General features: G+C 45.1%; 30 protein-coding genes, 1 riboswitch and 1 other annotated feature. Of the genes, 14 read left to right on the plus strand and 16 right to left on the minus strand.

Annotation, left to right across the window (positions count from 1 at the left end; genetic code table 11):
* The first annotated feature begins 83 nt into the window (after positions 1–83).
* Both fdhD and PMI05_RS29640 read left to right on the plus strand, forming a co-directional pair.
* Positions 84–881, plus strand: a complete 798-nt coding sequence (fdhD, locus tag PMI05_RS13960; protein WP_007722505.1) for a formate dehydrogenase accessory sulfurtransferase FdhD — start codon at positions 84–86, stop codon at positions 879–881.
* Between the two features lie 100 nt (positions 882–981).
* Positions 982–1,491 (plus strand): hypothetical protein, encoded by a 510-nt coding sequence (locus PMI05_RS29640; protein WP_052006430.1) that lies wholly within the window; start codon positions 982–984, stop codon positions 1,489–1,491.
* 96 nt (positions 1,492–1,587) lie between these two features.
* On the opposite strand, the gene PMI05_RS13970 is transcribed toward PMI05_RS29640, so the two are convergent.
* Positions 1,588–2,220, minus strand: coding sequence for a molybdenum cofactor guanylyltransferase (locus tag PMI05_RS13970; RefSeq protein WP_007722507.1), 633 nt, complete (start codon positions 2,218–2,220; stop codon positions 1,588–1,590).
* An 87-nt stretch (positions 2,221–2,307) separates the two neighbouring features.
* Between PMI05_RS13970 and PMI05_RS13975 the strand changes: the two genes are divergently transcribed.
* Positions 2,308–2,745, plus strand: coding sequence for a Dps family protein (locus PMI05_RS13975; RefSeq protein ID WP_007722508.1), 438 nt, complete (start codon positions 2,308–2,310; stop codon positions 2,743–2,745).
* A 97-nt stretch (positions 2,746–2,842) separates the two neighbouring features.
* On the opposite strand, the gene PMI05_RS13980 is transcribed toward PMI05_RS13975, so the two are convergent.
* The 8 genes from PMI05_RS13980 to PMI05_RS14015 form a co-directional block, all read right to left on the minus strand.
* Positions 2,843–3,304: a hypothetical protein gene (locus PMI05_RS13980; RefSeq protein WP_007722510.1), complete on the minus strand. Its 462-nt coding sequence runs from the start codon at positions 3,302–3,304 to the stop codon at positions 2,843–2,845.
* A 223-nt stretch (positions 3,305–3,527) separates the two neighbouring features.
* The gene (locus PMI05_RS13985) at positions 3,528–3,914 is read right to left on the minus strand and encodes a hypothetical protein (protein ID WP_007722512.1); all 387 of its coding nucleotides are present in this window, start codon (positions 3,912–3,914) and stop codon (positions 3,528–3,530) included.
* A gap of 189 nt (positions 3,915–4,103) precedes the next feature.
* The gene (locus PMI05_RS13990) at positions 4,104–5,270 is read right to left on the minus strand and encodes a dicarboxylate/amino acid:cation symporter (RefSeq protein WP_007722519.1); all 1,167 of its coding nucleotides are present in this window, start codon (positions 5,268–5,270) and stop codon (positions 4,104–4,106) included.
* Positions 5,271–5,458: 188 nt separating this feature from the next.
* A complete protein-coding gene (locus tag PMI05_RS13995; protein WP_007722521.1) occupies positions 5,459–6,391 on the minus strand; it encodes a hypothetical protein in 933 nt (310 codons plus the stop codon).
* Positions 6,392–6,485: 94 nt separating this feature from the next.
* The gene (locus PMI05_RS14000; RefSeq protein ID WP_007722529.1) at positions 6,486–7,250 is read right to left on the minus strand and encodes a homoserine kinase; all 765 of its coding nucleotides are present in this window, start codon (positions 7,248–7,250) and stop codon (positions 6,486–6,488) included.
* Between the two features lie 239 nt (positions 7,251–7,489).
* Positions 7,490–9,262: a P-loop NTPase fold protein gene (locus PMI05_RS14005; protein ID WP_007722532.1), complete on the minus strand. Its 1,773-nt coding sequence runs from the start codon at positions 9,260–9,262 to the stop codon at positions 7,490–7,492.
* A 386-nt stretch (positions 9,263–9,648) separates the two neighbouring features.
* Positions 9,649–10,179 carry a hypothetical protein gene (locus PMI05_RS14010; RefSeq protein WP_007722534.1) on the minus strand — a complete coding sequence of 177 codons (531 nt, stop codon included), beginning with the start codon at positions 10,177–10,179 and terminating at the stop codon, positions 9,649–9,651.
* A gap of 361 nt (positions 10,180–10,540) precedes the next feature.
* Positions 10,541–10,735: a BhlA/UviB family holin-like peptide gene (locus PMI05_RS14015; protein WP_007722536.1), complete on the minus strand. Its 195-nt coding sequence runs from the start codon at positions 10,733–10,735 to the stop codon at positions 10,541–10,543.
* Positions 10,736–10,914: 179 nt separating this feature from the next.
* Here PMI05_RS14015 and PMI05_RS14020 point away from each other — a divergent pair, with 179 nt between their 5' ends.
* The 3 genes from PMI05_RS14020 (at position 10,915) to PMI05_RS14030 (ending at position 12,396) form a co-directional block, all read left to right on the plus strand.
* Positions 10,915–11,361, plus strand: a complete 447-nt coding sequence (locus PMI05_RS14020) for a helix-turn-helix domain-containing protein (RefSeq protein ID WP_007722539.1) — start codon at positions 10,915–10,917, stop codon at positions 11,359–11,361.
* 78 nt (positions 11,362–11,439) lie between these two features.
* Positions 11,440–11,964 (plus strand): ImmA/IrrE family metallo-endopeptidase, encoded by a 525-nt coding sequence (locus tag PMI05_RS14025; protein WP_007722542.1) that lies wholly within the window; start codon positions 11,440–11,442, stop codon positions 11,962–11,964.
* Positions 11,965–11,997: 33 nt separating this feature from the next.
* Entirely contained in the window at positions 11,998–12,396 is a 399-nt protein-coding gene (locus PMI05_RS14030; protein WP_007722544.1) for a hypothetical protein, read from the plus strand.
* On the opposite strand, the gene PMI05_RS14035 is transcribed toward PMI05_RS14030, so the two are convergent.
* Positions 12,374–13,126 carry an alpha/beta fold hydrolase gene (locus PMI05_RS14035; protein WP_007722546.1) on the minus strand — a complete coding sequence of 251 codons (753 nt, stop codon included), beginning with the start codon at positions 13,124–13,126 and terminating at the stop codon, positions 12,374–12,376. The two genes, PMI05_RS14030 and PMI05_RS14035, sit on opposite strands and share 23 nt — an antisense overlap.
* Before the next feature lie 105 nt (positions 13,127–13,231).
* On the minus strand, positions 13,232–13,789 hold the full coding sequence (locus tag PMI05_RS14040) for a CGNR zinc finger domain-containing protein (protein WP_007722549.1): 558 nt from the start codon (positions 13,787–13,789) through the stop codon (positions 13,232–13,234).
* A gap of 168 nt (positions 13,790–13,957) precedes the next feature.
* Between PMI05_RS14040 and PMI05_RS14045 the strand changes: the two genes are divergently transcribed.
* The 6 genes from PMI05_RS14045 (at position 13,958) to PMI05_RS14065 (ending at position 19,110) form a co-directional block, all read left to right on the plus strand.
* A complete protein-coding gene (locus PMI05_RS14045) occupies positions 13,958–14,452 on the plus strand; it encodes a DinB family protein (protein WP_007722551.1) in 495 nt (164 codons plus the stop codon).
* 84 nt (positions 14,453–14,536) lie between these two features.
* A riboswitch (Lysine riboswitch) is annotated at positions 14,537–14,722 on the plus strand.
* A gap of 113 nt (positions 14,723–14,835) precedes the next feature.
* A complete protein-coding gene (locus PMI05_RS14050) occupies positions 14,836–16,284 on the plus strand; it encodes an amino acid permease (RefSeq protein WP_039960775.1) in 1,449 nt (482 codons plus the stop codon).
* 298 nt (positions 16,285–16,582) lie between these two features.
* On the plus strand, positions 16,583–17,356 hold the full coding sequence (locus PMI05_RS14055; protein WP_007722555.1) for a hypothetical protein: 774 nt from the start codon (positions 16,583–16,585) through the stop codon (positions 17,354–17,356).
* A 149-nt stretch (positions 17,357–17,505) separates the two neighbouring features.
* On the plus strand, positions 17,506–17,697 hold the full coding sequence (locus PMI05_RS14060) for a hypothetical protein (RefSeq protein ID WP_007722557.1): 192 nt from the start codon (positions 17,506–17,508) through the stop codon (positions 17,695–17,697).
* Positions 17,690–17,836 carry a hypothetical protein gene (locus PMI05_RS31080; protein WP_007722558.1) on the plus strand — a complete coding sequence of 49 codons (147 nt, stop codon included), beginning with the start codon at positions 17,690–17,692 and terminating at the stop codon, positions 17,834–17,836. The genes PMI05_RS14060 and PMI05_RS31080 overlap by 8 nt, the downstream gene beginning before the upstream one ends.
* A gap of 218 nt (positions 17,837–18,054) precedes the next feature.
* Positions 18,055–19,110 (plus strand): TolC family protein, encoded by a 1,056-nt coding sequence (locus tag PMI05_RS14065; RefSeq protein ID WP_007722560.1) that lies wholly within the window; start codon positions 18,055–18,057, stop codon positions 19,108–19,110.
* A 71-nt stretch (positions 19,111–19,181) separates the two neighbouring features.
* Here PMI05_RS14065 and PMI05_RS14070 read toward each other — a convergent pair whose 3' ends face one another.
* From PMI05_RS14070 to PMI05_RS14090, 5 genes are all read right to left on the minus strand, one after another.
* A complete protein-coding gene (locus PMI05_RS14070) occupies positions 19,182–20,093 on the minus strand; it encodes an aminoglycoside phosphotransferase family protein (RefSeq protein WP_007722562.1) in 912 nt (303 codons plus the stop codon).
* A 180-nt stretch (positions 20,094–20,273) separates the two neighbouring features.
* Positions 20,274–21,452: an aminotransferase gene (locus tag PMI05_RS14075; protein WP_007722564.1), complete on the minus strand. Its 1,179-nt coding sequence runs from the start codon at positions 21,450–21,452 to the stop codon at positions 20,274–20,276.
* Positions 21,449–21,949 (minus strand): Lrp/AsnC family transcriptional regulator, encoded by a 501-nt coding sequence (locus PMI05_RS14080; RefSeq protein ID WP_007722565.1) that lies wholly within the window; start codon positions 21,947–21,949, stop codon positions 21,449–21,451. The genes PMI05_RS14075 and PMI05_RS14080 overlap by 4 nt, the downstream gene beginning before the upstream one ends.
* Positions 21,950–22,041: 92 nt before the next feature.
* Positions 22,042–22,283 (minus strand) — a binding site (T-box leader).
* Positions 22,284–22,332: 49 nt separating this feature from the next.
* A complete protein-coding gene (locus tag PMI05_RS14085; RefSeq protein WP_007722568.1) occupies positions 22,333–23,829 on the minus strand; it encodes a cell wall metabolism sensor histidine kinase WalK in 1,497 nt (498 codons plus the stop codon).
* Entirely contained in the window at positions 23,826–24,509 is a 684-nt protein-coding gene (locus tag PMI05_RS14090; RefSeq protein ID WP_007722570.1) for a response regulator transcription factor, read from the minus strand. The genes PMI05_RS14085 and PMI05_RS14090 overlap by 4 nt, the downstream gene beginning before the upstream one ends.
* Before the next feature lie 280 nt (positions 24,510–24,789).
* On the opposite strand from PMI05_RS14090, the gene PMI05_RS14095 reads away from it, so the two are divergent.
* A complete protein-coding gene (locus PMI05_RS14095) occupies positions 24,790–25,476 on the plus strand; it encodes a YceI family protein (RefSeq protein ID WP_007722572.1) in 687 nt (228 codons plus the stop codon).
* Positions 25,477–25,630: 154 nt separating this feature from the next.
* Positions 25,631–26,331: NUDIX domain-containing protein (locus PMI05_RS14100; RefSeq protein ID WP_007722574.1), on the plus strand; the 701-nt coding region annotated here is incomplete at its 3' end.

The following is a 26,331-nucleotide window of genomic DNA, read 5'->3' on the forward strand; positions in this document are numbered from 1 at the left end:
TACCATGTAAGCGTTCACTCGACAATATTTTCCTCACAAAATAGCCATAAAAACTTCATATTTTCGACAAAAAGGAGGCCCGTATGTCCGAACTAACCATCACCACCCGACTGCCCGTGTTGAAAATTTCGGCTGACCAACATGGCTGGGAAGACGACGAAATCGTTACCGAGTACCCCCTCACGATTTTCCTCAATGATGAGGAATTCGCTACAATCGTATGTACTCCGGCCGACCTGGAAGAAATGGTCATCGGTTTTCTCGCAGCCGAGGGCGTCATCAAGAGATACTCGGAAATTAAACAGCTTACGATTAATGAGGCCCAAGGGTTTGCCTACGTTGATTTGCATAAAGAAACGATTTTGTCGCAAAGCTTTTACTCCAAACGCAGAATTACTTCCTGCTGCGGAAAAAGCAGACAATCCTTTTACTTTTTTAGCGATGCGCGCACAGCAAAGCCCGTTGAAAGCACAACAACGGTCACTCCCGCTCAATGCATGCGCCTGATGAAAGAATTGCAAACGTCGTCTGAGATCCACCGCCAAACAGGTGGCGTCCACAATGCAGCCCTCTGTACACCGGATGAAGTTTTGCTTCAGTTCTCCGACATCGGACGTCACAATGCTCTCGACAAGATCTATGGGAAATGCTTGCGAGATAACATTTCCACCACGGACAAAATTCTTGTATTCAGTGGACGCATCTCGTCTGAGGTGCTGCTCAAGGCTGCCAAGATAGGTGCTGGCATCATTTTGTCCAAGTCCGCTCCCACTGATCTCGCCCTGCAGCTGGCAGATGAGCTGAAGCTCACCGCAGTCGGATTTATCCGCAATGACAAAATGAACGTGTATACACAAGCAAAGAGAATCCTCCTACCTTAAAGGAGGAATCAATCAAAAGCGGGACAAGCTTAGAGCCTTCCCGCTTTTCTATGTTTTTCTCATCTGGTAATCTCAAAGCCCGAGGTAGCCTCTCGGGCTTTTGTTCTTTGTACGTGGGAATTTTTTATTTGCAGCAGCCATGTTTCTTTTTGTGATGCTTGCAGTGGTCGTCATCATCTTCGTCCTCATCATCTTCTTCATCTTTATCTTCGTCGTCGTCATCTTCGTCTTCATCATCTATGTCATGCTTCTTACAACAGTGATGGTCATGTTTTTCAAAGCATTTGCAATCATCGCGTTTGCAGCAACAGCAGTGATCCTGGCAAGGTTCATGCTTTTTGCAACAGCAATGCGGCTCATCGTAATGACTGTGTTTTTTGTAGCAGCAGTGAGGCTCGTAGTAATCGTCGTGTTTCTTGCAGCAGCAGTGGTAGTCGTAATATTTGTCGTGTTTCTTGCCGCAACAGTGGTGGTCGTAATATTTGTCGTGTTTTTTGCCACAACAGTGGTGGTCGTAATACCTGTCGTGTTTTTTGCCGCAACAGTGGTGACCGTGGTGTTTGCCCTGTTTTTTGCACTTTCTTGTCATTGCGCTCCCTCCTTTCGTTAGCCATCACTACTATTCATACGGTTTGTCCAGAGAAACGCTTGTATGATAGCCCCCTATGAAGAGCCCCTTTTTTCCAAACAAAAAACAGGACACGTCTCAAGCATGTCCTGTCTTTCTGCGTTTTTCTTCAATTTTTGCCTGTTCGTACTCTTCAGGCGTGTTGACATTAAAAACAGCCCAAGGGTCCAACCATTCATCAGGCAAGGGCACCACGCGCAGCTCATCTAAAGTCCGCATCAGTTTTCGCTGTCCATGCAACAGCGCCTGCTCCCAGTTCGCCTGTGTTCTCCGATGGTACACTGCACATAATGGATGGATTCGTCCCTCTGATTGGGCGATAATCACATCCCAATCGTTTCTCTCCATCGCAAATTCAATGAGTTTGGCTATTTGCACACGGTCCATAAAAGGAAGATCACAGGACAATACCAACAAAGCATCCTCGGAACTTACGCGAAAGGCAGTAACCAGTCCACTGACAGGGCCGCAGGATGGTACCAGATCAGGTGTAATTGTGACGGGCTGTTCATCAATTTGTTCCTTTTGTGTCACTTGAGTGTCCGAAAAATCGTTCGCTACAATGATACAAGACAAGCCAACCGCTTGTACTTCTTTTACTAGCTCTGTTAAAAAGGTTCCGTCCCTCCACAGTAAGTTTTGCTTTGGCGAGCCCATTCTGCTGCTTTTTCCGCCCGCTAAAATAACCGCACCGATACGCAGCTGCTGCATAAATTTCCTCCTGGGTGTTGACAATAATCCTTATTAGTTTATAATAAGTTTAAACAAATAATAATTATAAACAAGGAGAGATTCTCGATGGAAAACACACTCTATAGCGTATTAAATAAACAAGTGGCGAACTGGACAGTCCTCTATACGAAACTACACAATTTTCACTGGAATGTAAAAGGACCTCACTTCTTTACACTCCACGCGAAATTTGAGGAATTGTACAACGAAGCAGCAGCGAATCTCGATTCCCTCGCTGAGCGTGTCCTCTCCATCGGTGGAAAGCCTGTAGCGACTTTGGCTGCATGTCTGAACACAGCGAGCATCACCGAAGCAGAAGGAAGCGAAACAGCTGAGCAAATGGTAGAAACAATCGCGAGAGACTTCTCCATTCTTGTAGATGAGCTGAAGCTGGCTATGGAAACAGCAGACCAAGCCGACGATGAAGCGACAGCCGATATGCTGTTGGGAATCCGCAGTAGTCTGGAAAAACACATCTGGATGCTCAAGTCCTTCTTGCAATAAGCAAGTAAATCAATAGACACCAAAAGGCGATTGTGCATAGACACATCGCCTTTTTTGGGTCTTGCCTCCCGTGAAACTGCTTATCCACCCTGGTTGCCTAGAGTGAAAAAATCAGTTTCCGCCCGTCCTTTTCTACTTTTACTTGGGGTAGATACTTTAATGACTTCTGTACACCAATGTAGGGACTCGCAAACTCAACCTGGTGCCGTGCTTTCAAAACGGAGCAGAGATCAACCAATGACATCGGAGACATCGCTTCCCGTAACAGGTTTTCGATGTGCTTCGCAACTTCCAAATAATCGTGACGAATGTGCGCCTTTCTCACCTTCATTCGCTTCATCAGATCGTCGGAAAATTCCTCTGTTGGCATAGTTTCATCCTCTGAGCTTTCAGCGTCTCCGATCCCTGCTTCGTTATCCAACTCGCGAATGCGGCTCAAAAGCTGCTTGATGTCAGCTCCCAACTGCTTGTCCTGATCGACATACTGTCGACGCAGTGCCATACGTTGCTCTAGCATGGCCTGCAATGTCATTTGTAACGCTTTCCGTTCGTTAAACATTGCGTTATGTATTCCCCTTTTCGCAAAAAGTAGAATGATGGAATTATACCCAATGATAATATAATTCTCACTAGTTGGAAACGGGGGAAATTGAGTGAAAAAAATCCCCACGAAAACCAAGGGTTAATCTTTTGCAACTGTACCTGTATATATCCAAAATAGCCCCTTTCTATCCCAAGCTTGGCTATAGAAAGGAGCTATCTTGTCTCATATTCGAAATGAATTATAGATTATTAACAGACAAACTATAGTTGACAGTTTCACCAAGTCTCAATACTTTAAGATAATACTTTTGACCAGCCACTACTTCAATATCCATTGGCATATCTAGGATAGCATTTCGAATATATGAAGTGTCAGAGTCATATAAACCGACGGCTGCAACCCCAGTTGGTGCTGTAAGTAAAACACGTACTTGTCCAGTTTTGTTAGCTACAAAAACAAAAATATCTTCATCATCAATTTTGTCAACTTGACCTGTAATACTAGAGTCCACCGCCAATGAATTAGCTGTTTCGAAAGTATTGTTCGACTCTGTTTCCGAGCTTGCAGCAAAAGCTGAGGACGATACAGCAAACACAAGTGTCAATGCTAGTAGGATTTTTTTCACAATGATTGCCTCCTATATTATGGAATAAACTGAATGTACCATCGTTTTCAAATTATGTCAAAAAATAAAGTTTTTTGAACTTATTTGTTGATTTTTGTAAATTGTATTGACTTTTTGTCGAAGGATAACAAAAAAGCCCCATCCCCAAAGGGACGGGCCTCTTTTCCACATACATCTTTCAAGCAGATTTTAAGCTGCTTTCTCCTCGCTCAAACGATCCGTAATCACCGCAATCGCACCATCACCCGTTACGTTACAAGCGGTACCGAAGCTATCCTGCGCGATGTACAGAGCAATCATCAACGAAGTCAACGTGGTAGTAAATCCGAGCATGGACTCCATCAATCCGAGTGCTGCCATGACTGCTCCGCCCGGCACACCTGGTGCGGCGATCATCGTTACGCCCAGCATCAAGATGAACGGAAACATCACGCTAAAGGATGTCGTCATGTCATTTAGCATCATGACTGCCATGGAACAGCTGACAAGCGTAATCGTGCTTCCGGAAAGATGGATCGTCGCACAGAGTGGAACGACGAAATCTGCGATCTTTTCGCTCACACCGTTTTTCTTGGTTTGATTCAGTGTCACAGGAATGGTGGCCGCAGATGATTGTGTCCCAATCGCTGTGAAGTAAGCGGGAAGCATATTTTTCATCAGCGTGAATGGGTTTTTGCGTCCCATCTGGCCCGCTATCAAGTACTGCACGAATAGATAGAATAGATGCAAGGCAATAATCATAACGAAAACTTTAACGAACACGGACAAAATCATGGTGACTTGTCCACCATAGGTCAGGTTGGAAAATACAGACAGGATATGTAATGGAAGCAACGGGATAATGACGGAAGCGATCAGCTTCTCTACGATATCTCTCAAGTCTACCATCACATTTTGCAGCGCGTTCCCTTTGATGACAGTCGCTCCTAGACCAAGGGTGAAGGCGAGCAACAATGCTGTCATCACACCTACAATCGGCGGCATGTCCACGGTAAAGAATGGCTTCACCAGTGCTTTCTCCGGGTTGGCATACTGATTAGCCAGTCCACCTACCTCAAGAATGTGTGGAAAAATACTCGTACTGACCAAATAAGCAATCGCTCCTGCAAGGATCGTAGACAAGTAAGCAACCCCCGTGGTTATCCCAAGCAAACGCCCTGCCCCTTTGCCCAGCTCACCAATGCCTGGGGCGATAAATCCAATGATAATCAACGGAATCGCAAATCCGAGGAAATTTCCAAACAGGCCACTAAATGTAGCCAATCCTTTCACAACCCAAATCGGCGAAATGGAGCCGATCCCGATCCCGAGGACAATGGCGATGAGGATTTTGGGTAGTAAACCTAGCTGTTTCATGACTTGAACCCCCGTTACGTGTTGGTAAATGTTGTCCACGTGGAATGGACTATGTCTCTTTTACGTGGACTAATGAATAACAAGGTAACACATCCGGGATGAGATTGTCATGAATCATAAAAAAGTAATAATATTTAAATTAAAGAAAAACCCCCAAGGAGCGTTGCTTACTCACTTGGGGAACGATATTATTTGGCGCAAACCGCTTGGCAAAATTCTTCTTCGATATCTGCCAGCACGCGCATGGCATCTGCTAGCTCTTTCTCATTCTTTTCTACGGTTAGTGTGTGACAACGTCCGAATTGCTTCGCCTGCTTCTCTTTGATCGCCGCCAGCTCTGGTTCATGCTTCGAGAAAAATCCAGCGAAATCCAGCGCTCGCCTCGCCCCTAGCTGGAAAGCAAAATAGGATAAGTGGCCCATTTCCGCTGGCGAAAGTCCACCTTCATCTTCCATCCGCTTCACTACACGCAAGATCGCTTCCTTTCCGTATAGGATCGAAGGGTTTGGCTCAGCTGCTGCGCTTTCCTGATAGATCCCTTGGTATAAACGAAGCGCATTTGCAACCAGCTCCTCCTCTGTCGGACTGCCTACACGCTTTGGTGCAGTCCAATAATGATAGGAAAAGAGGCTATCAAAAATTTTCTCAGCCTTCCACGCCAAGACAAACTGAGACAACGGCAGGCTGACAAAAGGAAAACCTGCGGGATCATGCACGTAGATCGCTTGATCATCCATCTCGTACGCAAGAACAAAATGATCAGCGCCACCCAAGTACTGAGCATTTGGGTTATACGTCAGGTAGCCCATATCAAGCGGTCCGAGCAACACGGGACCCTTTTCCAAATCGCGCCGTAATTCCGCCAACGGTGGCTCGCCCTCCGCATCTCCTGATCTTTCCGTCCAACGAAAACCAAGCAGTTCTAGCGCATGACTGACACCACGGTCAGGAATCACTTGTCCGAAATAAATGACTTTTTGCTCCTCATACCAGATGGCTCCGACTCCCACGCCGGAAAGTACCTCGAGTACGGCAGGCGATACCTTTTCCCCAATTGTCTCCAAAAGCATTGATGATGAATTTGCGTAGCAGTAGTGGCCACTTCCAATATAAGATAGCATGCTTTTCTCCCTCTTTCTCGTCAATGTATGGCTTACCTATCATTGACTTCGGGTCGCATGTTTTTCTGACAACGCCTTGCAAAATACTTCTCGTTTACGCAAAATATTTTTTGAAAAACTCCATCTTCTCATTCACGAAAGCATCATCCGATTCGCTGCTACCCATGATATGAGGATCATGCATGCACAGCCCCATTAGCCACAATTGGCGAATGCCTGTCATAAGCGACACCGCAGCCTGATCGTTTTCAGATAAGGGACGAACTTCGGTATATCCTTTTAGGAAAGCATTCCACAGCGACTCCACCAATTCGTCATCTTCTTCGATCAATATTCGGCTCAGCTTGAAAGCGGCCAGATCATACGCCCTCCAGCCATATCCGCACAGGTCGAAATCAAAGTGGGTATAGGTGTTGTCCTCGCAAAAATTCGTATTAAAATTCCCTTGAAGGTCTCCGTGGCAAATCCCCCAGTCTAGTCCCGCACGGATATGCTCGTTCAGCTTGGCGTCCCACACCTCGCGAGCTTGTTGTGTGGAAAAACCTTCTGCTTTGACATGCAACTCAGCAACGGCTCTGCCAAACCGTGCGCTCAGTTCCTCGCTATCGATCTCCTGCTCCTTGCCACAGGCATACGTGAACAACACACCAAAGCGATTGCCCTCTGTTGCTTGCAATCTCAAGACATGCTTTCCTGAGCCGTCCGCAATTGGCACAGAAACAGATACTCCTTGTCTGTTCAAATGAAGCAACAGCTCCATCTCGAAAGCGACTGCTGCTTCCTCTGTTCGCCAATCGCTGCGATACAGCCTGAATATTCGTTTTTGAACGATTGTCTCCACGAGGTACGTATCGTTCATGCCCGAAGCATGTAGTGTACCGATTGTATTTGTTCAGTTGGATATGCTTCCTGAAGTACTTTCTGTAATGCTTTTTCACAGATGGTTGAGTAGACAACGGGTAAATGCATAGTCATGCTGCTCCTTTTTGCTAAGTATTAGTAAGTTATTTTGGAAGACGTATGAATGGGGAAAAGGACACAGCAAGTAAAAAAGGACCTTGAAGGGCTAAAGGCCGATCAAGGTCTGGTAATATTTAATTATTGCATTTTGTTATAAAGCTCTTTGAAGATAATATGAAGACTATTTTTAAGAGGAGTATTTTCAATAGTCAAATGAATAGGTTCAATCTTAAGTGCATTTAGTTCTTGTTGTACTTTTTTCCAATAAATTGTTGATTCGTATGAATGGCTGAAGTTATCTACTATATAAGCTACTTGTCCAATCTCTTCATCGATTACTGCAACACAAGAGTAGGCACAACCTATCTCACCACAATAACCGCCATATTTACTAAATGTTAAAACGCTAATCAAATTAGATCGAGAACTATTTATCAAGTTTACAATCTTATTTTCACCTAATCTTGGATGCTCTCTGTATGATAGTTCAACAATGTCAGACATCTCTTTAGCAAGAAGACCGTTGCTATAGTTTTTCCAAAGATAATGGTATTTAGATACCTTCCACACATCCTGTTTAACGGCATGTTCCTGGATTAAGTTATGATTGAAAAAGAAATACAGTTTAGAATCGGTTATATTAACTAAGTCATACCCATAGGTAATAATCCTCTTATTCGAATTGGTATTTTCCTTTAAGCAAACAAAAAACTGATTTAAATATACTAAATATTCTTTCGGTACATTTCGAGAAAGAAATTCTTCCGTTTGCTCTGAAGTCAATTTCTCAACAATTGATAAATGTTCAATCCACTTTTTGATTTTAATTTTCATTACATCCAATACAATTTTAGGTATACGTTTTATTCTATAGTCCATAAATATTTTTATAATCCAATCTGCAATATGAAGACTATGATCGCTTTCCAAAATTATTTCCGGGTATTTATGCGGTATGATAGTCGTTCTATAGAGACCTAATGTTCGAAAATAATGAAGTTTTATATCTTCAATTTTAGTCATGCCTAATTTTCTGGAAGTAAATAAGATAAAACTCTCCCAATCTAATAAACCAATGTAATAGGAATCTACGAAGTATTGATCGTAGCCATCTAAACAATCTTTCTCAGGACCAAATAGCTTACTGAAAGTTGATTGTCCAATAATCATCACAAACTTGACTCTCGAACCAATGAGTAATTCCTTGTACTGATCAAATAAGGAGATAATAAAAGACTCATCCTTTTTATCCAACTCATCTAAGACGAAAACTAGATTATGATTTTGCTGAGATAAATATTTAATCAAATGTTGAAATTGAAGAAGTAGATATTCATCATCAAAAGATCGATTATATTCTACTTGTCTTGAATCTTCAATACTCAATGCTTCTTTTTCTTGTTGAGTTACTGCCACCTCTTTCCCTCCCCTCCCTTCTAGGCCAAACAATTTCGCAACCAGAAGCAATTTAAGAGAGCTTCTAGTTTGATTTAGTGATTCACCAGTCTCTGTTCCTTTTTCTCCTACCCTCGTTGTTATATTCATTTTGGAAAAACAAAAATTATAAAGGTTATCTAGTACATCATTACTGTTTTTATCAATATTTTCTCTAAAGTCCGAATGATACATTGCATTGGTTAAAGTAGCAATAAAACTTCCAGAATGATTTCCCATATTCACCGTGATTGGTGTAATCTTTGATCTATTCTGCACACGATTAATAACAAATTCTACCCATGTACTCTTACCAGATCCTTTTGGTCCTCCCACTGCATAACATCCATCTGCATTGCCTTGAAGATACTGAATAAAATGATTGGTCATTGCCTTCATTTCTGGATTAGAAAAATACATATAAAATTCATTGCTCTGCAATGGACTGATTAATGATTGTCTTTTTCCGTATAACAAAAGTAGACCTCCTTGTTCTTGAGAGATTATTTAATACCTATATCATGATTGAAAAAATTAGTAATCTCTATAGCATTCATGTCCTACAAAGTTTTATCTAAAACAACATGTACACAGTATTCTAAAAACTCAAACCGAATTCAAACAGAAGAAACCCGCACAAAAATACGTGGCGGGTGATTGAGGTATCAATAGTAGAAATCAACTTTGAAATTAATCATTTTATTTTTCTTTTTACAAAAATAGCTTCTGTATCATTAAACCCTTTTTCAACTAGCCTACTTCTGCAAGTATAATAATATATCATTAGGATGATACCAATAAAGATGATTTCTATAAGTGTACTGAACAAAAATCCAAGTGGTGGGTAAGCACATCTTAAAGATTCATTTATCAAAATAGCCCAAATAACTGTTACAGCTAAACTTAAAAGCTGATTTATTTTTTGATACAGATAATGGATATTCCGAGAAAGGATTCAAATAATTGTTTCTGTTTGGATTAGTTACTGTTTTATATAAAGGTCCCATAATATCGTCTTCAAGATAGTCAACGTGCCTTTCCCAGTTGTTTTGCCAAAACTTGCTTCCCCTATTTACCAAAAACCAACTAAATGAAAAAAGGAACCCTAATATACTCACAATTAAAATATGTCCCCAGTGAAGCCTTTCTGCAGCATTTACATTTCCGTTTATTAACACAAAGTAACCTGCAAATGAGGCTCCAATAAATGTCCAGAAATATGTTGCTCTTTTCCAGTACATATCTATTTCAAACTTTCTAATATCTAATGCCATCTTAAGAGCTTCTAGTTGTTTTTCATCTCTTTTGTATTTCCTATTCTCTGAATCTAACAAATCAGGCTTTATTCTAAACTCCTCTAGATATTCTGTTTCATTGTTAAATACGTTATTCATTTCTTCGCTCCTTTTAAAAAATGGTACTAATGGAATTATATCACAGATCGTTTCATTAACTGTTAAATCACTATATTACCACCAGTTTTTAGGGAAAATGTCACTCCTCCATCTGATACTTCAGACGTGTCTCAAAGATGGTTAATCTGTTCTTTTTATTGGAAAATTACGGAATTCGTGTGAATGGGGAAAAGGACACAGCAAGTAAAAAAGGACCTTGAAGGGCTAAAGGCCGATCAAGGTCTGGTACAGACAGCAACAATTTGTCCCCCTTGCTGAATAAGCTCTTCAAGGAATCGGGCAACATAAGTAATGGATTCGTATTCGTCACGCTCATCAGAAGGTTTGATGTCAAAAAGCGTTATTTCTTCACTTTTCCTTTGATCTCGCGCAATTCCTCGAGGATCAGATCATATTTGTCGCTGTATTTGTCCAACAAGTCTTGTAAACGCCCCTCGCGCTCGCGATTTGCTCTCATAATATAAAACAACAACCAGACAAACAAAGCAGCAAATGGCCCTTGCTGAAGTAATACGGTTGTTACTTGATCTTCCATGTTTGATCTCCCCTTTGTCACTGTACAGAACGTGCGTTCCTACATCGTCCTTATCTGTATTTTGTACAAAAGGCTTGTACATAATTCGTTGAAAACAAAATTAATATCCATACTTTTCTTTTTCATTCTCATTTAGTACAATAAATTTGTACATCCTCACAGGAAGGACTGGCACGCTCATGCTATCTCAGCGCTTACGCACAGCTCGTAAGACAAAAGGTCTGACCCAGGAAGAGTTGGCAGAGCATGTCTGCACGACCAAGGGGACGATCAGTAACTACGAGAACAACCACAGCACACCACCGAATGACATGCTGCGGCAATTGGCTGATGTGCTGGACGTCACGACCGATTGGTTGTTGGGCCGCACAGATGAAGTCACGGCCTATATTCTCCCCGCAACTGAGCAGACTAATAAACGTTCGTTGGACGAGCTCTTGCAGGAAAAGATCGATGACCCGGACGACTACTATTTCCTAGACGGGTATCTGGACGCTTCGGAAGAGGAGAAAAAAGAAATTCGTCGCTACTGGTACGACTTGAAGAAACAGTGGAAAGTCCGTAAAGTACGCGAGGAACGACCTCCGTCTTTGTTTGACATCACGGAAGACATCAAAAAAAAATAAAAATAACCCCAGTGCGGGGTTTTCTTTTCAGCGCAAAACAGAACGCACGTTCCTCACCATTCATTTAGGAGGTCCTTGATGCTTCACTCCCTTTTGAAAGAAATCTGCGAACCGCAAACATGGCTCGAGAGTCGCGTGTACTTGTTGCTTCAGCATCACGGCATCGACCAGCCCGAACAAATCGATCTGCATCTGCTGTGCGAGACGTACGGCATCGAGATCCATCACATTTGCGGCAGGAGTCGTGCACACGCGCATCCCTTTTCTGCGGGACGTTATGTCATTGCGGTGGACGAGCGACTCGATCCGGCTACCCAGCGGGTTAAAATCGCGCATGAGCTCGGACATTTGCTCCTTCATGAAGGCATTCAGCCCCAGAGCAGCGAATGGATGATTGACTGGCAAGAATCGCAGGCGAATCATTTTGCCGAGCATTTGCTGCTTCCTATCTACATGATGAGCCCCCTGCTTGCCGATTGCTCGCGATATAACGCTCCAGCTATGTTGGCTCAGCGCTTTCAGGTGCCGATGCCTCTTGCTCGCGCCCGTTTTGAGCGCATACTGAGCAGACTGTATGCCAAAGGCTTTCCCGTCTATGGGTAATTAACGACGCTATTATGTAGGAGGCGATACCTGATGAAACGAGTCTTTATTGCCGGAGATGCATTCACGACTCATTTTTTTGATCTCGCCTTGGACCAAGACGATGAGCTGTCGCTATTACCCTCCTTGCAGGTAGCCAGCTATCACGTGGCCCGCTTTGCTCTCATCATGCGAGATGATGGCCTTCGTGGTCTCGGTATTTTTCCCGGAGATGCTCTCTTGATCTCAGACTTTTCGATGGAGCCTGTAAAAGACAGACCTGTTTTGATCCGACAGGAGGGGCAGTTCCTTGTGCGCATCGCAGCAGACGTCAATCCATTGGAATGTCTGTTTACAACCACACGTGAGCAAGACACCCCCATGCTACTCCCCTCGGAAAACATTCGCATTACAGGTGTTGTATCCGGTATTATTCCACGTTCATCATCGTAACCTCATTAAGCAGCCAATCCTTGATTGCTGCCACCGTTTGCTGCCACTGCTCCTGCGGGGTAATGGCAGCGGGCTGGTCGCCCTCCTGCGATCCATAGCTTCCGAACTGGGAGTGATTCCCTCCTTCTATGGACATGTACACGGTACGATCTGGCAAATATTGCTTGCTCTCCATAAACCTTTCGATATTGATCACTCCATCGCGAGACCCGAGCAAAGACAGTACAGGTAAATTCACCTTCTTCAAGTTCCCCTGACTGTTCGGATACGCTCCCAGTAAAAACACGCCGTTGATTCGGTCCGGGTGGTTTGCTGCGAATTGAGCTGCCATAGTACCACCAAGCGAATGTCCTCCGATGACAAACGTTTTATTTGGGTACGCCTTCAATACTTGTGTGGCTCGCGTCATATCACTTACAGCCAAATTCAGCGGCATTCGTGCGAGAAAAACATGGTAGCCGGATCCTGCCAAGGCACGGGCAATCGGTGCATAGCTCTCCGGTTTGACCAGTGCTCCCGGATATAAGATGAGTCCCGGTTCGCGTGACTCCCCGCCTTGGAAAATAATCCAGTCATTCGTATCCATGACCGTAATCCCTTCACCGCCTTGCATGGCCGTTAACGCAGCCTGATCAGGCTGATATGGTTGTAAATACCATATAGCCAGACAAACCGCTCCAAGTGTCACCAATACGAGTGCCTGAAACCACTTTTTGCGTGCTTGACTCATCCCACCTACCTCGTTTCCGTTCCCATGTATATGCTACTTATTATGTCTCAAACATAGAAAAAACCGTCAGAGACAATAGCCCGACGGTTGTTGGTAATGGCTTCATTAGTCTTTTTCCTTCTGCCGCTCGCGAAAACGGCGCACCTTCATCAGGTTTCCGCACATTTTGTCATCACACCAGCGGCGCACCCGGTTGCGGCTTTCATCATAAAACACCCAGCGGCAATCCTCGTTGTCACATATTTTGATTCGCTCCAGATGCTGCGGGGCAAGCAACTCCGCGAAAGAAGCTGCAATTTGTGCCATGACGAGGGGCCACCCCTCTGTTGAGCTGGATTGCTTTTGCCTGTAGCTGCCCTCCTCTTCTACATACAACACCTGCATATGAAAAGGGGCGAGAGCCAAAGCTCTGTTCAATTCCTCAAGGTCCTCCTCTTGGATTCGATCTCCACGGATAACGGCCTCCAGTATACGTCGCAAACGTTGGCGCAGTTGCAAAAGTGAATCGGCAAACTCCTCATTCATTGGCAACGGAGCGGTTAGCTTGTATGTTTGCAAAAAGGATGATAGCCATTCCTGGTTCTCCAAGCGATTTTCCCCACGACCAGAACCACGCCAATCCCGCCAATCACTATTTAAAAAATCGATACAAAGCCAGTCCATGTCATCAACTCTCCTGACTAAACCCTTCATTTTTCTCTCTTGTGTGAACATACAGGATATGGTAATCTCTATTTGTAACTACCGTAATTAAGTTAACTAGTTACACCTTCATTACTTATTGCTATTATAGCGTTTCATCAATCTGTTTCACAGACGAGGAGGAAGCGTATGAATCGGAAGGATTTGCTTTTGCACGGATGGGAATGTACGTATGACAAGGAAGACTGGTATCCTCCCTTAAAAGAAGCGCTTTCCGGAGTATCAGTAGCGGAGGCCAGCTGGCGCCCTGTGGGAGAAGCAGCCAACACGATCTGGGAAAACGTCAGCCACCTTCTTTATTACAAAGAACGCCTGTTGCATCGTCTACTGGGCACTGAATTTCCTGGCTCCGCTGAGACAAACGATGATACCTTCATCCCGTCCGGCGCTCCGGATGACGAAGACGCTTGGCAAGCGACCCTCTTGGGCATGGAAAGCGTCCATCGCCACATTCATGAAAAGCTCTCCTTGCTGACGGATGAGGAGTTAAACCAGACGGCTACCTATACGCCCATTTACCAAACCGTGATGAGTCTTGTCCTGCATGATGCGTTTCATACGGGACAAATCGTCCAAATTCGCAAGCTGCAAGGCTCCTGGCCTGCCAGACGCTCTTTTGAATAACAAAATTTCACATTGATTAATCATAAACAATCCTTTATAGTTGATGAATCACATAACTTCATACATGTTATCCTCATCTTTCACGGTGAGGATAGAGGTCGCGGCTTTTATATCATCCTGTACGAGATTCAGAGAAAATCAATGACTCCAGGTAAGGAAAATCCGCCGAAGCTCATATCGCGTCTCTGTGCGATTGGGTTGGGGCTGTACTCGAAAGAGGCAGAACTGTCACGTTTGCATGCCAAGCAAACGTGGTGAGCTATCTTCAGTGAAGGCTTGGTGGGGATTGGATGATACCGCCCTATGCCATTTTTTTGGCTATGGCGGTTTTTTCGTTTCCGACCTTCCTTCTCAAAAATCATGAAAGGTCGTGCAAGCAGCTTATGTCACAAAATCAATTGCAACGTGGTTTAAAAGCCCGACACCTGACGATGATCGCTATCGGCGGCTCGATTGGGACGGGATTGTTTCTAGCGAGTGGAGGCTCGATCCATTCCGCCGGACCAGGTGGAGCTTTAGTCGCCTATCTCGCCATTAGTATCATGGTTTACTTTTTAATGACCAGCTTGGGGGAAATGGCAGCCTTCATGCCTGTATCCGGTTCGTTTTCGACGTATGCCACACGGTTCGTCGATCCATCTCTCGGCTTTGCTCTCGGCTGGAACTACTGGTACAACTGGGCCATTACCATTGCCGTCGAGCTGTCAGCTTCCGCACTCATTATGAAATATTGGTTCCCGGATACCCCAGCGATAGTGTGGAGCGCTTTGTTCCTCGGATTGCTGTTTGCCTTGAATCTCCTGTCTGTGAAAGCCTATGGAGAATCTGAATATTGGTTCGCCTTGATTAAAGTAGTAACAGTAATCGTCTTTATTATCGTAGGTGTGTTGATGATTTTTGGCATTATGGGCGGCCAAGCAGTCGGCTTCCAAAACTTCACCAAAGGCGACGCGCCATTCAATGGCGGCTTCATGGCCCTGCTCGGTGTCTTTATGATTGCCGGATTCTCATTCCAAGGGACAGAGCTCGTTGGTGTCGCAGCTGGGGAGAGCGAAGACCCTGCCCGCAACATTCCAAAGGCCATCCGTCAAATTTTTTGGCGCATCCTACTCTTCTACATCCTCGCTATTTTGATCATCGGGTTATTGGTTCCATACGATAATCCAAATCTGATCAGTGGCGACCTTACAGATATTGCGATCAGTCCGTTTACGATTGTATTTGAAAATGCCGGATTTGCTTTTGCGGCATCCGTCATGAATGCCGTTATTCTCACGTCTGTATTGTCTGCTGGTAACTCTGGCATGTATGCTTCTACACGCATGCTGTGGAATTTGGCGAAAGAAGGAAACGCACCAAAATGGTTCGCAAAAGTAACAAGTAACGGCGTACCGATCAATGCCTTGATCTTGACTGCGCTCATCGGCGCCCTTGCTTTTCTATCCTCTCTGTTTGGGGAAGGCGAAGTGTATGTATGGCTTTTGAATGCTTCCGGTATGTCAGGCTTCATCGCTTGGCTGGGAATTGCCATTAGTCACTATCGTTTCCGCAAAGCGTTTATCGCTCAGGGTCGTGACTTAAGCGAATTGCCTTATCGGGCAAAGTGGTTCCCGTTTGGACCGATTTTTGCCTTTATCATTTGCTGTATCGTTATTTTCGGGCAAAACTACTCTGCGTTCATCGGTGGAACAGTCGACTGGTATGGCGTCATGGTCTCTTACATTGGCCTGCCACTCTTCTTAATCATTTGGCTCGCTTATAAAATCACCCAAAAAACCAAGCTCGTCCCTCTAGAACAAGTAGACTTCAGCATGGATGAATACACGAAATAATCGAAGAAAAAAATACGGACTTCCGTTATCTGAACGGGAGTCCTTTTTCCTGTTTGCCAGCATATTAAAAACTGACCAAAAACAGCCGATAGTATAGACAAGGAGCAATTGAGATCCGTTTCCTTCCGTTCTCACAACTCATAGCAGTCATCCGATAAAAGGTAACAAGATCTCCTGCCATCACGACTGAACATGAATCCATGTGAGGAGAGTAGAACATGCAAATCCAATCGAATACCCGCTACCTACCCCCCCCAACCAACCTGCACCCAAAATGGTGACAGGAACTAGTCTGGGATTGCCCAAGTCCGATACTGTAGACCTTCGTTCACACAAGGCACGCGAGCTACCTGCTGATGCCATCGAACATCACAGCGTCCAATTTTTCTTTAGCACAGAGATTAATGAGCGTTTGGATAAAATGTTCGCAGATAAACCACCCGAGGCTCGCAAAGCTTTTGACCACATCCTGGAGCAAAATTTTTTCAACTCCCAATCCACCTACACCGATGAAGAAAGAGCCGGTTTGGTAGAAGTGGGTTTAACCCAAGGTAAATTTTTGGCGGACCAATACATGGTTGATGAAAAAAATGCTGCTGAATTTTTGGATACCCTGCATCTGCTTGCTGGCGTTGCCAAAACACGAAAGGTCGACCCTGCAACTGGCAGTGTCAGCTACGTAGAGCTTCCGCAAAAACCACATGGAGCGCCGAACGACTATGTTAATCCGTCCAAGCTGATGGAGCGGTACGACCCGGAGGCCTACAAAAAAATGCAAGCTGCTACAACCAATCAAACAGAGAAAGTAAGCATGCTGATTCAATTCGTCAAAAAGCTGCAACATCGTCCAGACTGGATCGCACAATACCGAAACGAACAAGCTACGCTTCTCTCCGATTTAAAAAATACAAAAATCGCTAACCGCTTTGAGAATGTAAATACAAAGGACGCCACTGAATTTGTTCGTCAAATAAATACGCTCGCTGAAAATGCTTCCTTTTCTACCTTCACACCATTGCTACAAACGAATCTGGCCTCTTTTATGAAGGTTCTGGCCAAGAAAACGAGTTAACTGCACAAAGATGATCGTCACAGCCTCCGCCCGAACTTTCTGGGACTGGGGCTGTTTTTTCGTGTGTAGTACCAGTCAATTTCCTTTTCCAGTTAAGGAAATTGACCGGCAAGTGGTGGACATACTAACCCGTAAAGGAGGAGACGAACATGGATGACAATCGCGAAAACGACCTGCCTGATTTTAAACAACTGGATGACAGACTGATCGCTAAACCTCCGACAAGCCCAATACTCGCAATCCGAACCAATCTAGACAAGGAACCAAATGACGTCGACAATCCATATGTGCAGCAAGACTCTGAACCCACTGGACAAAATAAGGGGGACGCAAATGCCTGATCGCAACTCAAAGGAAAAACCGGACATGGGTTATAACGGAAGCAATATGCATGGTTATTCCCTTACACCAAAGGAAGGGACATTGGACCAAACTACAAAGACGGCTGCGGCAAAAAAAGAAAACAGGGACAAAGAATAGTTCTTTCCCATCACGAAGAACAAATCCCCTTTGGGGAAACAGGCAGATGTCTCACTTTGCCTTTTTCCTGAAGGGGATTCCTTTTGGATTTCTGACCAAGAACTTGATGAAAAAACATTTTCTTATTGACGAAATTCTATTGGAAATATATACTTTTCATGGATTTGATAATGAGAATCGTTATCAAATTCTTGCACATATGATCAGGAGGTTGCCCCATGAAATCCAGGCTCTTCAAACACATTTACAGCACAACATTAGTCACTTCTCTCCTCACAGGTGGCGCCCATATGGCTCTGGCCGCACCACTCGTGGCCACTGCTGAACAGACGGACATTTCCCTTTTGTCGCTAGATTTCGCAGTCGAACAAGCAATAAAGAACAGCGTTGATCTGGAGGTGCTTCGGCTTGACTTAGATACTACGAAGTACGAAACTTCCATCACACTGAGAGAAAAAGAAGAAATCAAAAAAGCCGACATCATGACTCTGGCTGATGCAAAAAAGAAATTCGAAGACGCAGCCAAAGCGGTCAAAGAAGTGGTTGTCGATGAAGTCGCCCTGAATACGCAAAAAAACACCATACAATTGCAAGTGCAAAAAGCATTCTTCGAAGTCCAATCATTAGACGCCAAAATCAAAGCGCAAAAGAAAAGCTTGCAAAGGCAGTACTGGTTGGACTCCCAAGAAACAGAAGCTCACAAAAATCTTGCTGCCCTTGAAACCAGCTACAAACAAGCATTGGCCAAGCTCAACGATTTATTGAATGAAAAAGCGGACAGACAATGGAAAATGACCGCTACTGATCTGACCCAGCACGAGCTGCTTTCCCTGGAGCAATTGCAAGCAAAAGCTTTTGAAAAACGTCCTGAGATGATCAAGGCACAAGCAGAAATAGACTTTGCCCAAGTAAGAATTGATTACACGGTAGAGTATTCCGCACTCAGTACACATAAAGGTACAATCGCAAAAAACGAGCACAAAAAAGCGGAACTGCAAAAACAAAAAATACAAAAGAAAATCGGTCAAGAAGTAAGTGACAACTATACGAAAGTACTGGCAGCAAGAAAGGCATTAGAGGAAAGTACAACAAAGAAAGAAACCGCATTGGAGCGCTATCAGGCAACAATCGATCAATATAGATTAGGAAAAGCATCGATGAAAGAACTGATGGAAGACGAAGCAAACCTGTTTGACTCCGAAACAAAAACAATCGAATCTGTTTATCAATACAATCTCGCTGCTACCACTATGAATCAGTCAACTGGCTATTAGTATTTCGTATCACGAAAGATCTCATTTATTCATTTAAAATAAAGAAGGCTTCATCCCACAGGGTGAAGCCTCTACTCATTGATTAGTCTCTCAAAAACTCCAGGCATCACCAGACGACCACCGTCTACACCAAAATCCTCTATGAACCACCAAGCCGATAGCACACTGTGGCAATACGCCCACGCCAACACTCTCTCTTTTTGCAAAAACAGCGCCTTCGTCAGCCCATCGACCCGCTGTTTCATTACTTCTTCTACCCCATCCTCTGGCAAATGGTTCAGCAAAAACGGAATCACCTCGTATTCCGTCTCCCCGATCAGCCCCTTTGGATCAATTGCCAACCACGGCTCTCTTTCTGCTCGCAAAATATTTTCATGATGAAGATCACCATGCAGCAGGCACTGTTCTTTTTGGGTGGAGAGAAGCTTTTTGTACCATTGCATGGCCCGCTCCACCATTTGCTCGGGAATCGGTCCTGTCCCCCCTTGGAAATGAGGGCGAATCTTTTCCAGTCCCACAGCCCAGTCTGCTATCGTCGGAAACATAGACGAAAGCTTACCCACTCTCGAAATGGGCGTCTGCATCCTTTTGATCACGTCAGCCACGCATTGAATTCGCTCGTCTTCGTTACTCAGCTTGTCCAGTGTCTCTCCTGGCAAGATGCGCTCCAAAAGCATACTCCCTTTTTCCTCGTCAGCATCAAGTAGCTGTACCATTCCCCGCCCTTCAAAAGCCCGAATCGCCGTCAGTTCTCTCTGCCAATCCAGTCCAGGCACGCCCAGCTTCAGCACTGCGTTTCTCCCATCCTGAAACACAACTGGTGCGACAAAGTTATAGGAGAGTGGAAACGGCTCAAGCACCTTTAGAGACCACCGTTCTTCGCAATCAGCAATCAGCTCATGAAAGGAATCGAGCCAGAGACGCCCGTCTTCTTTATGTACGCCCATAATTGTTTGGGTAAAATGGGTTGGCAATGAAATCATTAGGCATCTCCTCCTCGAACTACTTGCAAAACATCCCCTTGCACCAGCTTTCAAGCTATTCCCTTACCACAGCCGCTTAAGAAGAAGCGCATTTCCAGTCAAGCGCCTCTGGAGCCCATCCCAGCTTCGGAAAAAAGGGGACAGCTTCGAAAGCCGCCCCCCTTTATTTCCCGGAAAATGTTATGACAGTCGTCCCATCAAGCTCTCCATACGTTCCAGAGCCTTCTTCAACTGCTCCATCGATGTTGCATAAGAACAACGGATATGCCCTTGTCCGCTTTCGCCGAACACATCTCCAGGTACGACAGCTACCTTTTCCTCCATCAGCAATTTCTCCGCAAACTCTGAAGAACTGAGACCTGTAGAAGCTACAGACGGGAATGCGTAGAATGCTCCGTCCGGCTCATGGCAAGTCAATCCGATCTGACGGAATCCATCTACCACATAATTGCGGCGCTGACGATAGCTCTCGATCATTCGTTCCATATCAGAACGTCCATGACGCAGGGCTTCCAATGCAGCCATCTGAGCCATTGTCGGTGCACACAGCATGGTGTACTGGTGGATTTTCAGCATGCCTGCGAGCAAATCAGGCGACGCGCAGACATATCCCAGGCGCCAGCCGGTCATCGCGAACGCTTTGGAAAAACCGGAGATCAGGATCGTCCGATCTTTCATCCCTGGCAGAGCCGCGATACTATCGTGCATTCGACCGTAGGTAAGCTCCGCATAAATCTCATCAGAGATCACCATGAGGTCGTGCTTTTCAATGATCGGCAGAAGTGTTTTCCACTCTTCAGCCGTCATAGTCCCGCCAGTCGGGTTATTTGGATAGCAGAAAATGATTGCTTTTGTACGCGCGGTGATGTGCGTCTCTAGCTCTTGTGGTGTCAGCTTGAACTGGTTTTCCATCGTTGTTTTCAGGAAAACCGGCACCCCACCAGCCAAGCGAATGACTGGTTCATAGGAGACATAGCAAGGTTCCACGACCAACACTTCATCACCCGGATCGAGAATGGCACGCAGTGCAATATCAATCGCTTCGCTTGCACCGACCGTCACGAGAATTTCTGTCTCTGGATGATAGCTGACAGAAAAACGTTCTTCCAAGTATTTCTGAATTTCCACACGCAACGGCAGCATACCTGCATTGGATGTATAAGCTGTATGTCCACGCTCCAGCGAAGAAATCGAAGCTTCTCTCATGCGCCAAGGAGTGACAAAATCAGGCTCCCCTACACCTAAGGAAATGACTCCCTCCATCGAAGCTGCCAAATCGAAAAAGCGGCGAATGCCTGATGGCTTCAATGATTGAACTGTATTGGATAAACGGTTTTTAACTTTGACTTGTGTACTCACGGCGTAACCACCATCCTGTGATCTTCGTCACGATCTTCCAGCTCAATGCCATCGTGCTTGTAACGTTTCAAAATAAAATGTGTAGCTGTTGAGACAACTGAATCGAGAGTGGACAGCTTTTGCGAAACAAAAGTGGCTACCTCTTTCATCGTTTTGCCTTCCAAAATAATCGACAAGTCATAGCTTGCACCAGACATCAAGTAAACAGCCTTCACTTCTGGGAAACGGCATATTCGCTCAGCAACTTCATCAAAGCCGACATCGCGCTTCGGTGTCACTTTCACATCAATCATGGCGTTCACGTACGGATGATCGTCCACACGCTCCCAGTTCACCAGCGCTGGATATTTGACAATGACCTTCTCAGCTTCCAATGCCGCAATGGTCTGCTCAACGACCTCGGTCGGCTCCCCGATCATTTTTCCGATTTGCTCAGCGCTCATGCGACTGTCTTCTTCCAACAGGTGTAACAGCTCTCTTTGCTTCAAGCGATCCATGCCCCACCACTCCAGTTTTCTCTTTATTTTTAACATAACCTCATAATGCAAAAAGCCCCAGCAACCAGACTCATGATTTCCATGAATCTGATTGCTGAGGCGAAGGTATCGCGGTACCACTCAGCTTTTTTGCCTCTCTCACAAAAGGCAAACTCGTGCTGTCTACAAAGACATGCGCCCCATAACGTGGGCCATCCGCTGCTTTCTACTTGGCATTTTCAAAAGCAGAGCTCCAAGGTGGCTTTCAAAAAGAGTTCGCGGCTGCCCTCTCAGCTAATAGGCAACTCTCTGGACGTCAAAATCCCTTTTTTACTTTCCTTTTCACGGCTGTGTTGGTTGTTTTATTGAATGTCTCAGATTATAAATGACGTTTTCTCTCATTGTCAACCAACAACTTCTGTCTTCTGGACCTCTTTCAAACCGTTAGGCAACCAGACGCGAAACACGGTCCCTGTTCCCAAGCTGCTTTGTACGTCAATTTTCCCACGATGATTTTCTACGATGGATTGGGTGATCGACAGCCCCAAGCCAGCACCTCCGCTTTTGCGTGCACGTGAGGATTCAATCCGGTAGAAACGGTCGAATACATGCGGGACATGCTCTGGTGCGATACCTGCCCCATTATCTCTGAACGTCAGTTCAATCCCATTGACAATCTTGCTCAATGTAAGCTCGATCTCACCGTTCACAGGGTCAGTATGCTGCACGGCATTTTGAAACAGATTGAGAATAACTTGCTTCATTCCGTCACAATCGAAAGTAGCCTTAACATTTGGTTCTACGCGGAAATGAACGTTTCGGTCACCTCCTAGGACCATGAGCTGCGATTCCATACTGTGCACAACCGCGTCCAACTGCCCTTCTTGCAAAAGAAAAGCCGGTTCCCGATCCATCCGAGCCAGGTAGAGCAAATCATTGACCAGTTTATTCAGTCGCTCAGTCTCCCCGTGCATGCTTTTCAAAGCTTTCTGCAAATGTTCGGGATTTGCCGCCGCACCACGCAGCAGCACCTCCAAAAAACCATGGATGGATGTCAGCGGTGTTCGCAATTCGTGTGAGGCATCCGCCACAAAGCGCCGCATCCGTTCTCCAGCTTCTTGCTCGATTTTAAAGGAGGTTTCCAACCGCTCCAGCATTCCGTTAAAGACCGCCGATAATTGATCAATCTCCATTTGGCCTTGATCCATCGGCAGTCGTTCATCCAAATTCCCCGCATTAATCCGCTCAACTATAACCTCAATACGCGAAAGTGGGTTCAGCGTACGGCGGAGCACAGGCACATAAGTTAACAAGCCGATTAGCAAGGCGAGTGCAGATGCAGAGAAAAAAATGATCAGCTGTGGAAATAGCACTTCCCGCATCGGGCCGACAGGTGTACTCAGTTGTACGATTCCTTGCAGCTGTTCAGGTGATTTGATAGGTGCCAGTACGACCATATAATCCTTCCCAGTACTACCCTCCAAAATTTTGTATTTAAAAGTGCATACGCCACTAGCTAAGATCTCGCGGTATAAACTGTCAGGAAAGCGTGGGGAATACCCTTCGCTCGGATTCGCAAACAGCTCCGTCACATTGGCGTCGTTGTCAATAAAGGCATACTTGATATCAGGTGTACGCAAGGAGAGCAACGCGCTGACATACTGATCGTATTTCGGGAGCGTTTCCGTATCTTCCAAGACCTGATAAGGAACGGTAACTGCCAGATTTAACAAGCTTTCCGCTTTGCTGCGATACAAGAACTGCTCCATCAATAAGTATTGAATCATGCCGATTAGAAGCAGCAACCCGGATAAGATAAATAACGAACGTGACAACAGCTGATAACGCAAAGAGTTCGGTTCTAGGAAGGCGGCCCATTGATTGTTTCGATTCATCGTCATACAAAATCAACCCGATAGCCCGCACCGCGCAATGTGCGAATGATCCGATGCTGACGATCGTTCAGTTTGTCACGCAGGGAGCGGATATACACCTCGACAATGTTCTCCTCCCCACCGAAATCATAGCCCCACACGTTATCCAGAATCATTGGTTTACTCAGCACCAAGCCGTGATTCGTCACCAAATATTTCAGCAAAGAGTATTCCGTTGGCGATAGCTCTAGAAGCGTTTCCTCGTAGGTAATTTCCTTTCGCCTGTCATCGATCTGGAAGGGGCCGAGATGTACCTTGGAGAGCAGATGTGGGTAATGATTGCGAATGCGCGCATGAATGCGGGCAAGCAGCTCCTCAAAGCTAAACGGCTTGATCATATAATCGTCGGCACCCAGCGTCAGCCCTTTTACCCGATCCTCTACGTCTTCTCTGGCTGTCAGCATGATCGTTGCTACATTCTGTATCTTTTTCAGCATCCGGCATACCTCGAAGCCATCCATGCCTGGCATCATCACATCGAGAATGACGACATGGGGCTGATGCTCCTTTACCATGGTCACCGCGGTCATCCCATCTTGTGCCGTCAATACTTGAAAACCTTCATTTTCAAGACCCATCTCCAAAAATTGAAGGATGGTCGGTTCATCATCGACAAGCAATATTTTAATGCCTTTGTTTAGGCTCATTTCTTTCACCTCACCTCTATTTTACCTGAACAGACCAAGAGTAGCTGAATGTTTGCTGAATATGCCCTGAGTACGAGCTGAAAGCTTTTTACAGAATAACAAACCAAAAAATGTAAATTTAATATAAAAAACGTTGATAATTCTCTTACCATTGCACTTTCAACAAACTTTCAGCCAGCTTTCAAGACCCACTCAGCTTCCTCTCTCATAATGATCCCTGCGTAGTCAAATACATACGACTCAAATCTGAACACTTCAAAAACATGGAGGTTATACAATAATGAAAAAGAATTCGGTTATCCTGACAGCATCAGTTGCCACGCTCGTGGTCGGTATCGGAGGTTACATGCTCTATGACTATTTCGTGGGAAACCATGTGGAGATTCAGCCTGCAGCTGCGGTAACCACAGCCTCATCTACCGCTTCATCAACACCTTTGACAGCAGATCAACTGAATAAAAAATGGACAATCAATGACCAGTCCAAAGTCTATTTCTCCGTAACTACGTCGAAAGAAACAGTAAACTTTGAAATGGATGGCATTACTGGCAGCTGGGATGTGAACCTTTCTGCACCAGATCAAATGAAAGCAACAGCTTCCGCTGACTTGAATAAGCTGAACTCCGGTAATGAAAAGCGCGACACCCATATCAAATCTCCAGATTACTTTGATACAGCCGTGAACCCTGCAGCTACCTTTGAAGCGAAAACTTTTGAGAACTGGCCAACCACTTGGACAGAAGGCCAAAAAGCTTCGTTCACCATCAATGGCGTCCTGACCGTAAAAGGAATTGCCAAAGACGTGAAAATTAATGCTGACGCCATTTATTCCCAAGGCAAGTTACAGTTGGAAGGAACGTCCGTCGTAACGTTTGGTGACTTCGGATTGACTAGCCCTCATACAATCGTGGCCAAAACGGAAGAAAACATTAACATTACATTGCGACTCGCGCTGGATGCTGTTTAATCAATCGCTTTTCGCAGGAATTGCTTCGAGAGACGTCTGACATTCACAGACGTCTTTTTTCACAGATTTTTACATTGTAATATTGACATTGTTAAAATGATATTATAACATAAAAACATGATAACAAATTCGAGCAAACGGAAAGGATGATCTTGTGAGTACGTCTCCCCTTCGAGCCAAACGCATCCACTATCGGACCAAAAAGTACCGCTCGCCGGATGGACTTCCTACAGATATTTGCCTCTTTACGATCCTTTCCATCCCGCGCCAAACGAAAACCAAATCACTGCCACTCAAGCAATTGGCCGTTCTTCTGATCAAGCGAAAAAGCGATACATTTGGAGAGCAATGGGCATTGCCTGGCGGTTTCTCCCATGAATCGGAGACACTGGACGAATGCGCCTATCGAGAATTGAAAGAAGAGACGAATATTGACCGCGATGTACACATCGAGCAGTTGAAGACGTACTACAAGCCAGGTAGAGACCCTCGTGGTTGGATTCCGAGTGTTGCCTATGTCTCCCTCGTCCATGAAGATTTATTGAAACACACACAGGCAAACGACGATGCATCAGACGCGCAGCTGTTTCCGATTGAGGAAGCTTTTGCCCTCAACCTTGCTTTTGATCATCGTGAAATTTTGACTGACGCCTTACAGCGAGTTCGTGAGCAGATGCTGCAAACGACTATCGCCAAAGCGTTTTTGCCAGATGAGTTTACCTTGAGCGAGCTGCTGCAAGTGATCGAGACCGTCGTTCCGTCCTTTTCGGCAAAAGATCGCGGCAATTTCGAGCGGCGCTTACTTGCGACAACCAGACGGCAAGGACTGCTCGAGCCAGTTCTATCGGCTGGGGG

The sequence above is a fragment of the Brevibacillus sp. BC25 genome, from assembly GCF_000282075.1.
Taxonomy (GTDB): Bacteria; Bacillota; Bacilli; order Brevibacillales; family Brevibacillaceae; genus Brevibacillus.

Coding starts and splice junctions, on each gene's coding strand:
- PMI05_RS14085 (WP_007722568.1), bottom strand. CDS start 23,829: ATGACGATGAATCGAAACAATCAATGGGCCGCCTTCCTAGAACCGAAC.
- PMI05_RS14000 (WP_007722529.1), bottom strand. CDS start 7,250: ATGAACGATACGTACCTCGTGGAGACAATCGTTCAAAAACGAATATTC.
- PMI05_RS14060 (WP_007722557.1), top strand. CDS start 17,506: ATGGATGACAATCGCGAAAACGACCTGCCTGATTTTAAACAACTGGAT.
- PMI05_RS14030 (WP_007722544.1), top strand. CDS start 11,998: ATGAAACGAGTCTTTATTGCCGGAGATGCATTCACGACTCATTTTTTT.
- fdhD (WP_007722505.1), top strand. CDS start 84: ATGTCCGAACTAACCATCACCACCCGACTGCCCGTGTTGAAAATTTCG.
- PMI05_RS13990 (WP_007722519.1), bottom strand. CDS start 5,270: ATGAAACAGCTAGGTTTACTACCCAAAATCCTCATCGCCATTGTCCTC.
- PMI05_RS14065 (WP_007722560.1), top strand. CDS start 18,055: ATGAAATCCAGGCTCTTCAAACACATTTACAGCACAACATTAGTCACT.
- PMI05_RS14090 (WP_007722570.1), bottom strand. CDS start 24,509: ATGAGCCTAAACAAAGGCATTAAAATATTGCTTGTCGATGATGAACCG.
- PMI05_RS14020 (WP_007722539.1), top strand. CDS start 10,915: ATGCTATCTCAGCGCTTACGCACAGCTCGTAAGACAAAAGGTCTGACC.
- PMI05_RS13970 (WP_007722507.1), bottom strand. CDS start 2,220: ATGCAGCAGCTGCGTATCGGTGCGGTTATTTTAGCGGGCGGAAAAAGC.
- PMI05_RS14095 (WP_007722572.1), top strand. CDS start 24,790: ATGAAAAAGAATTCGGTTATCCTGACAGCATCAGTTGCCACGCTCGTG.
- PMI05_RS13980 (WP_007722510.1), bottom strand. CDS start 3,304: ATGTTTAACGAACGGAAAGCGTTACAAATGACATTGCAGGCCATGCTA.
- PMI05_RS14040 (WP_007722549.1), bottom strand. CDS start 13,789: ATGGACTGGCTTTGTATCGATTTTTTAAATAGTGATTGGCGGGATTGG.
- PMI05_RS14035 (WP_007722546.1), bottom strand. CDS start 13,126: ATGAGTCAAGCACGCAAAAAGTGGTTTCAGGCACTCGTATTGGTGACA.
- PMI05_RS14015 (WP_007722536.1), bottom strand. CDS start 10,735: ATGGAAGATCAAGTAACAACCGTATTACTTCAGCAAGGGCCATTTGCT.
- PMI05_RS14050 (WP_039960775.1), top strand. CDS start 14,836: ATGTCACAAAATCAATTGCAACGTGGTTTAAAAGCCCGACACCTGACG.
- PMI05_RS14070 (WP_007722562.1), bottom strand. CDS start 20,093: ATGATTTCATTGCCAACCCATTTTACCCAAACAATTATGGGCGTACAT.
- PMI05_RS14045 (WP_007722551.1), top strand. CDS start 13,958: ATGAATCGGAAGGATTTGCTTTTGCACGGATGGGAATGTACGTATGAC.
- PMI05_RS13975 (WP_007722508.1), top strand. CDS start 2,308: ATGGAAAACACACTCTATAGCGTATTAAATAAACAAGTGGCGAACTGG.
- PMI05_RS31080 (WP_007722558.1), top strand. CDS start 17,690: ATGCCTGATCGCAACTCAAAGGAAAAACCGGACATGGGTTATAACGGA.
- PMI05_RS14080 (WP_007722565.1), bottom strand. CDS start 21,949: ATGGATCGCTTGAAGCAAAGAGAGCTGTTACACCTGTTGGAAGAAGAC.
- PMI05_RS13995 (WP_007722521.1), bottom strand. CDS start 6,391: ATGCTATCTTATATTGGAAGTGGCCACTACTGCTACGCAAATTCATCA.
- PMI05_RS14025 (WP_007722542.1), top strand. CDS start 11,440: ATGCTTCACTCCCTTTTGAAAGAAATCTGCGAACCGCAAACATGGCTC.
- PMI05_RS14010 (WP_007722534.1), bottom strand. CDS start 10,179: ATGAATAACGTATTTAACAATGAAACAGAATATCTAGAGGAGTTTAGA.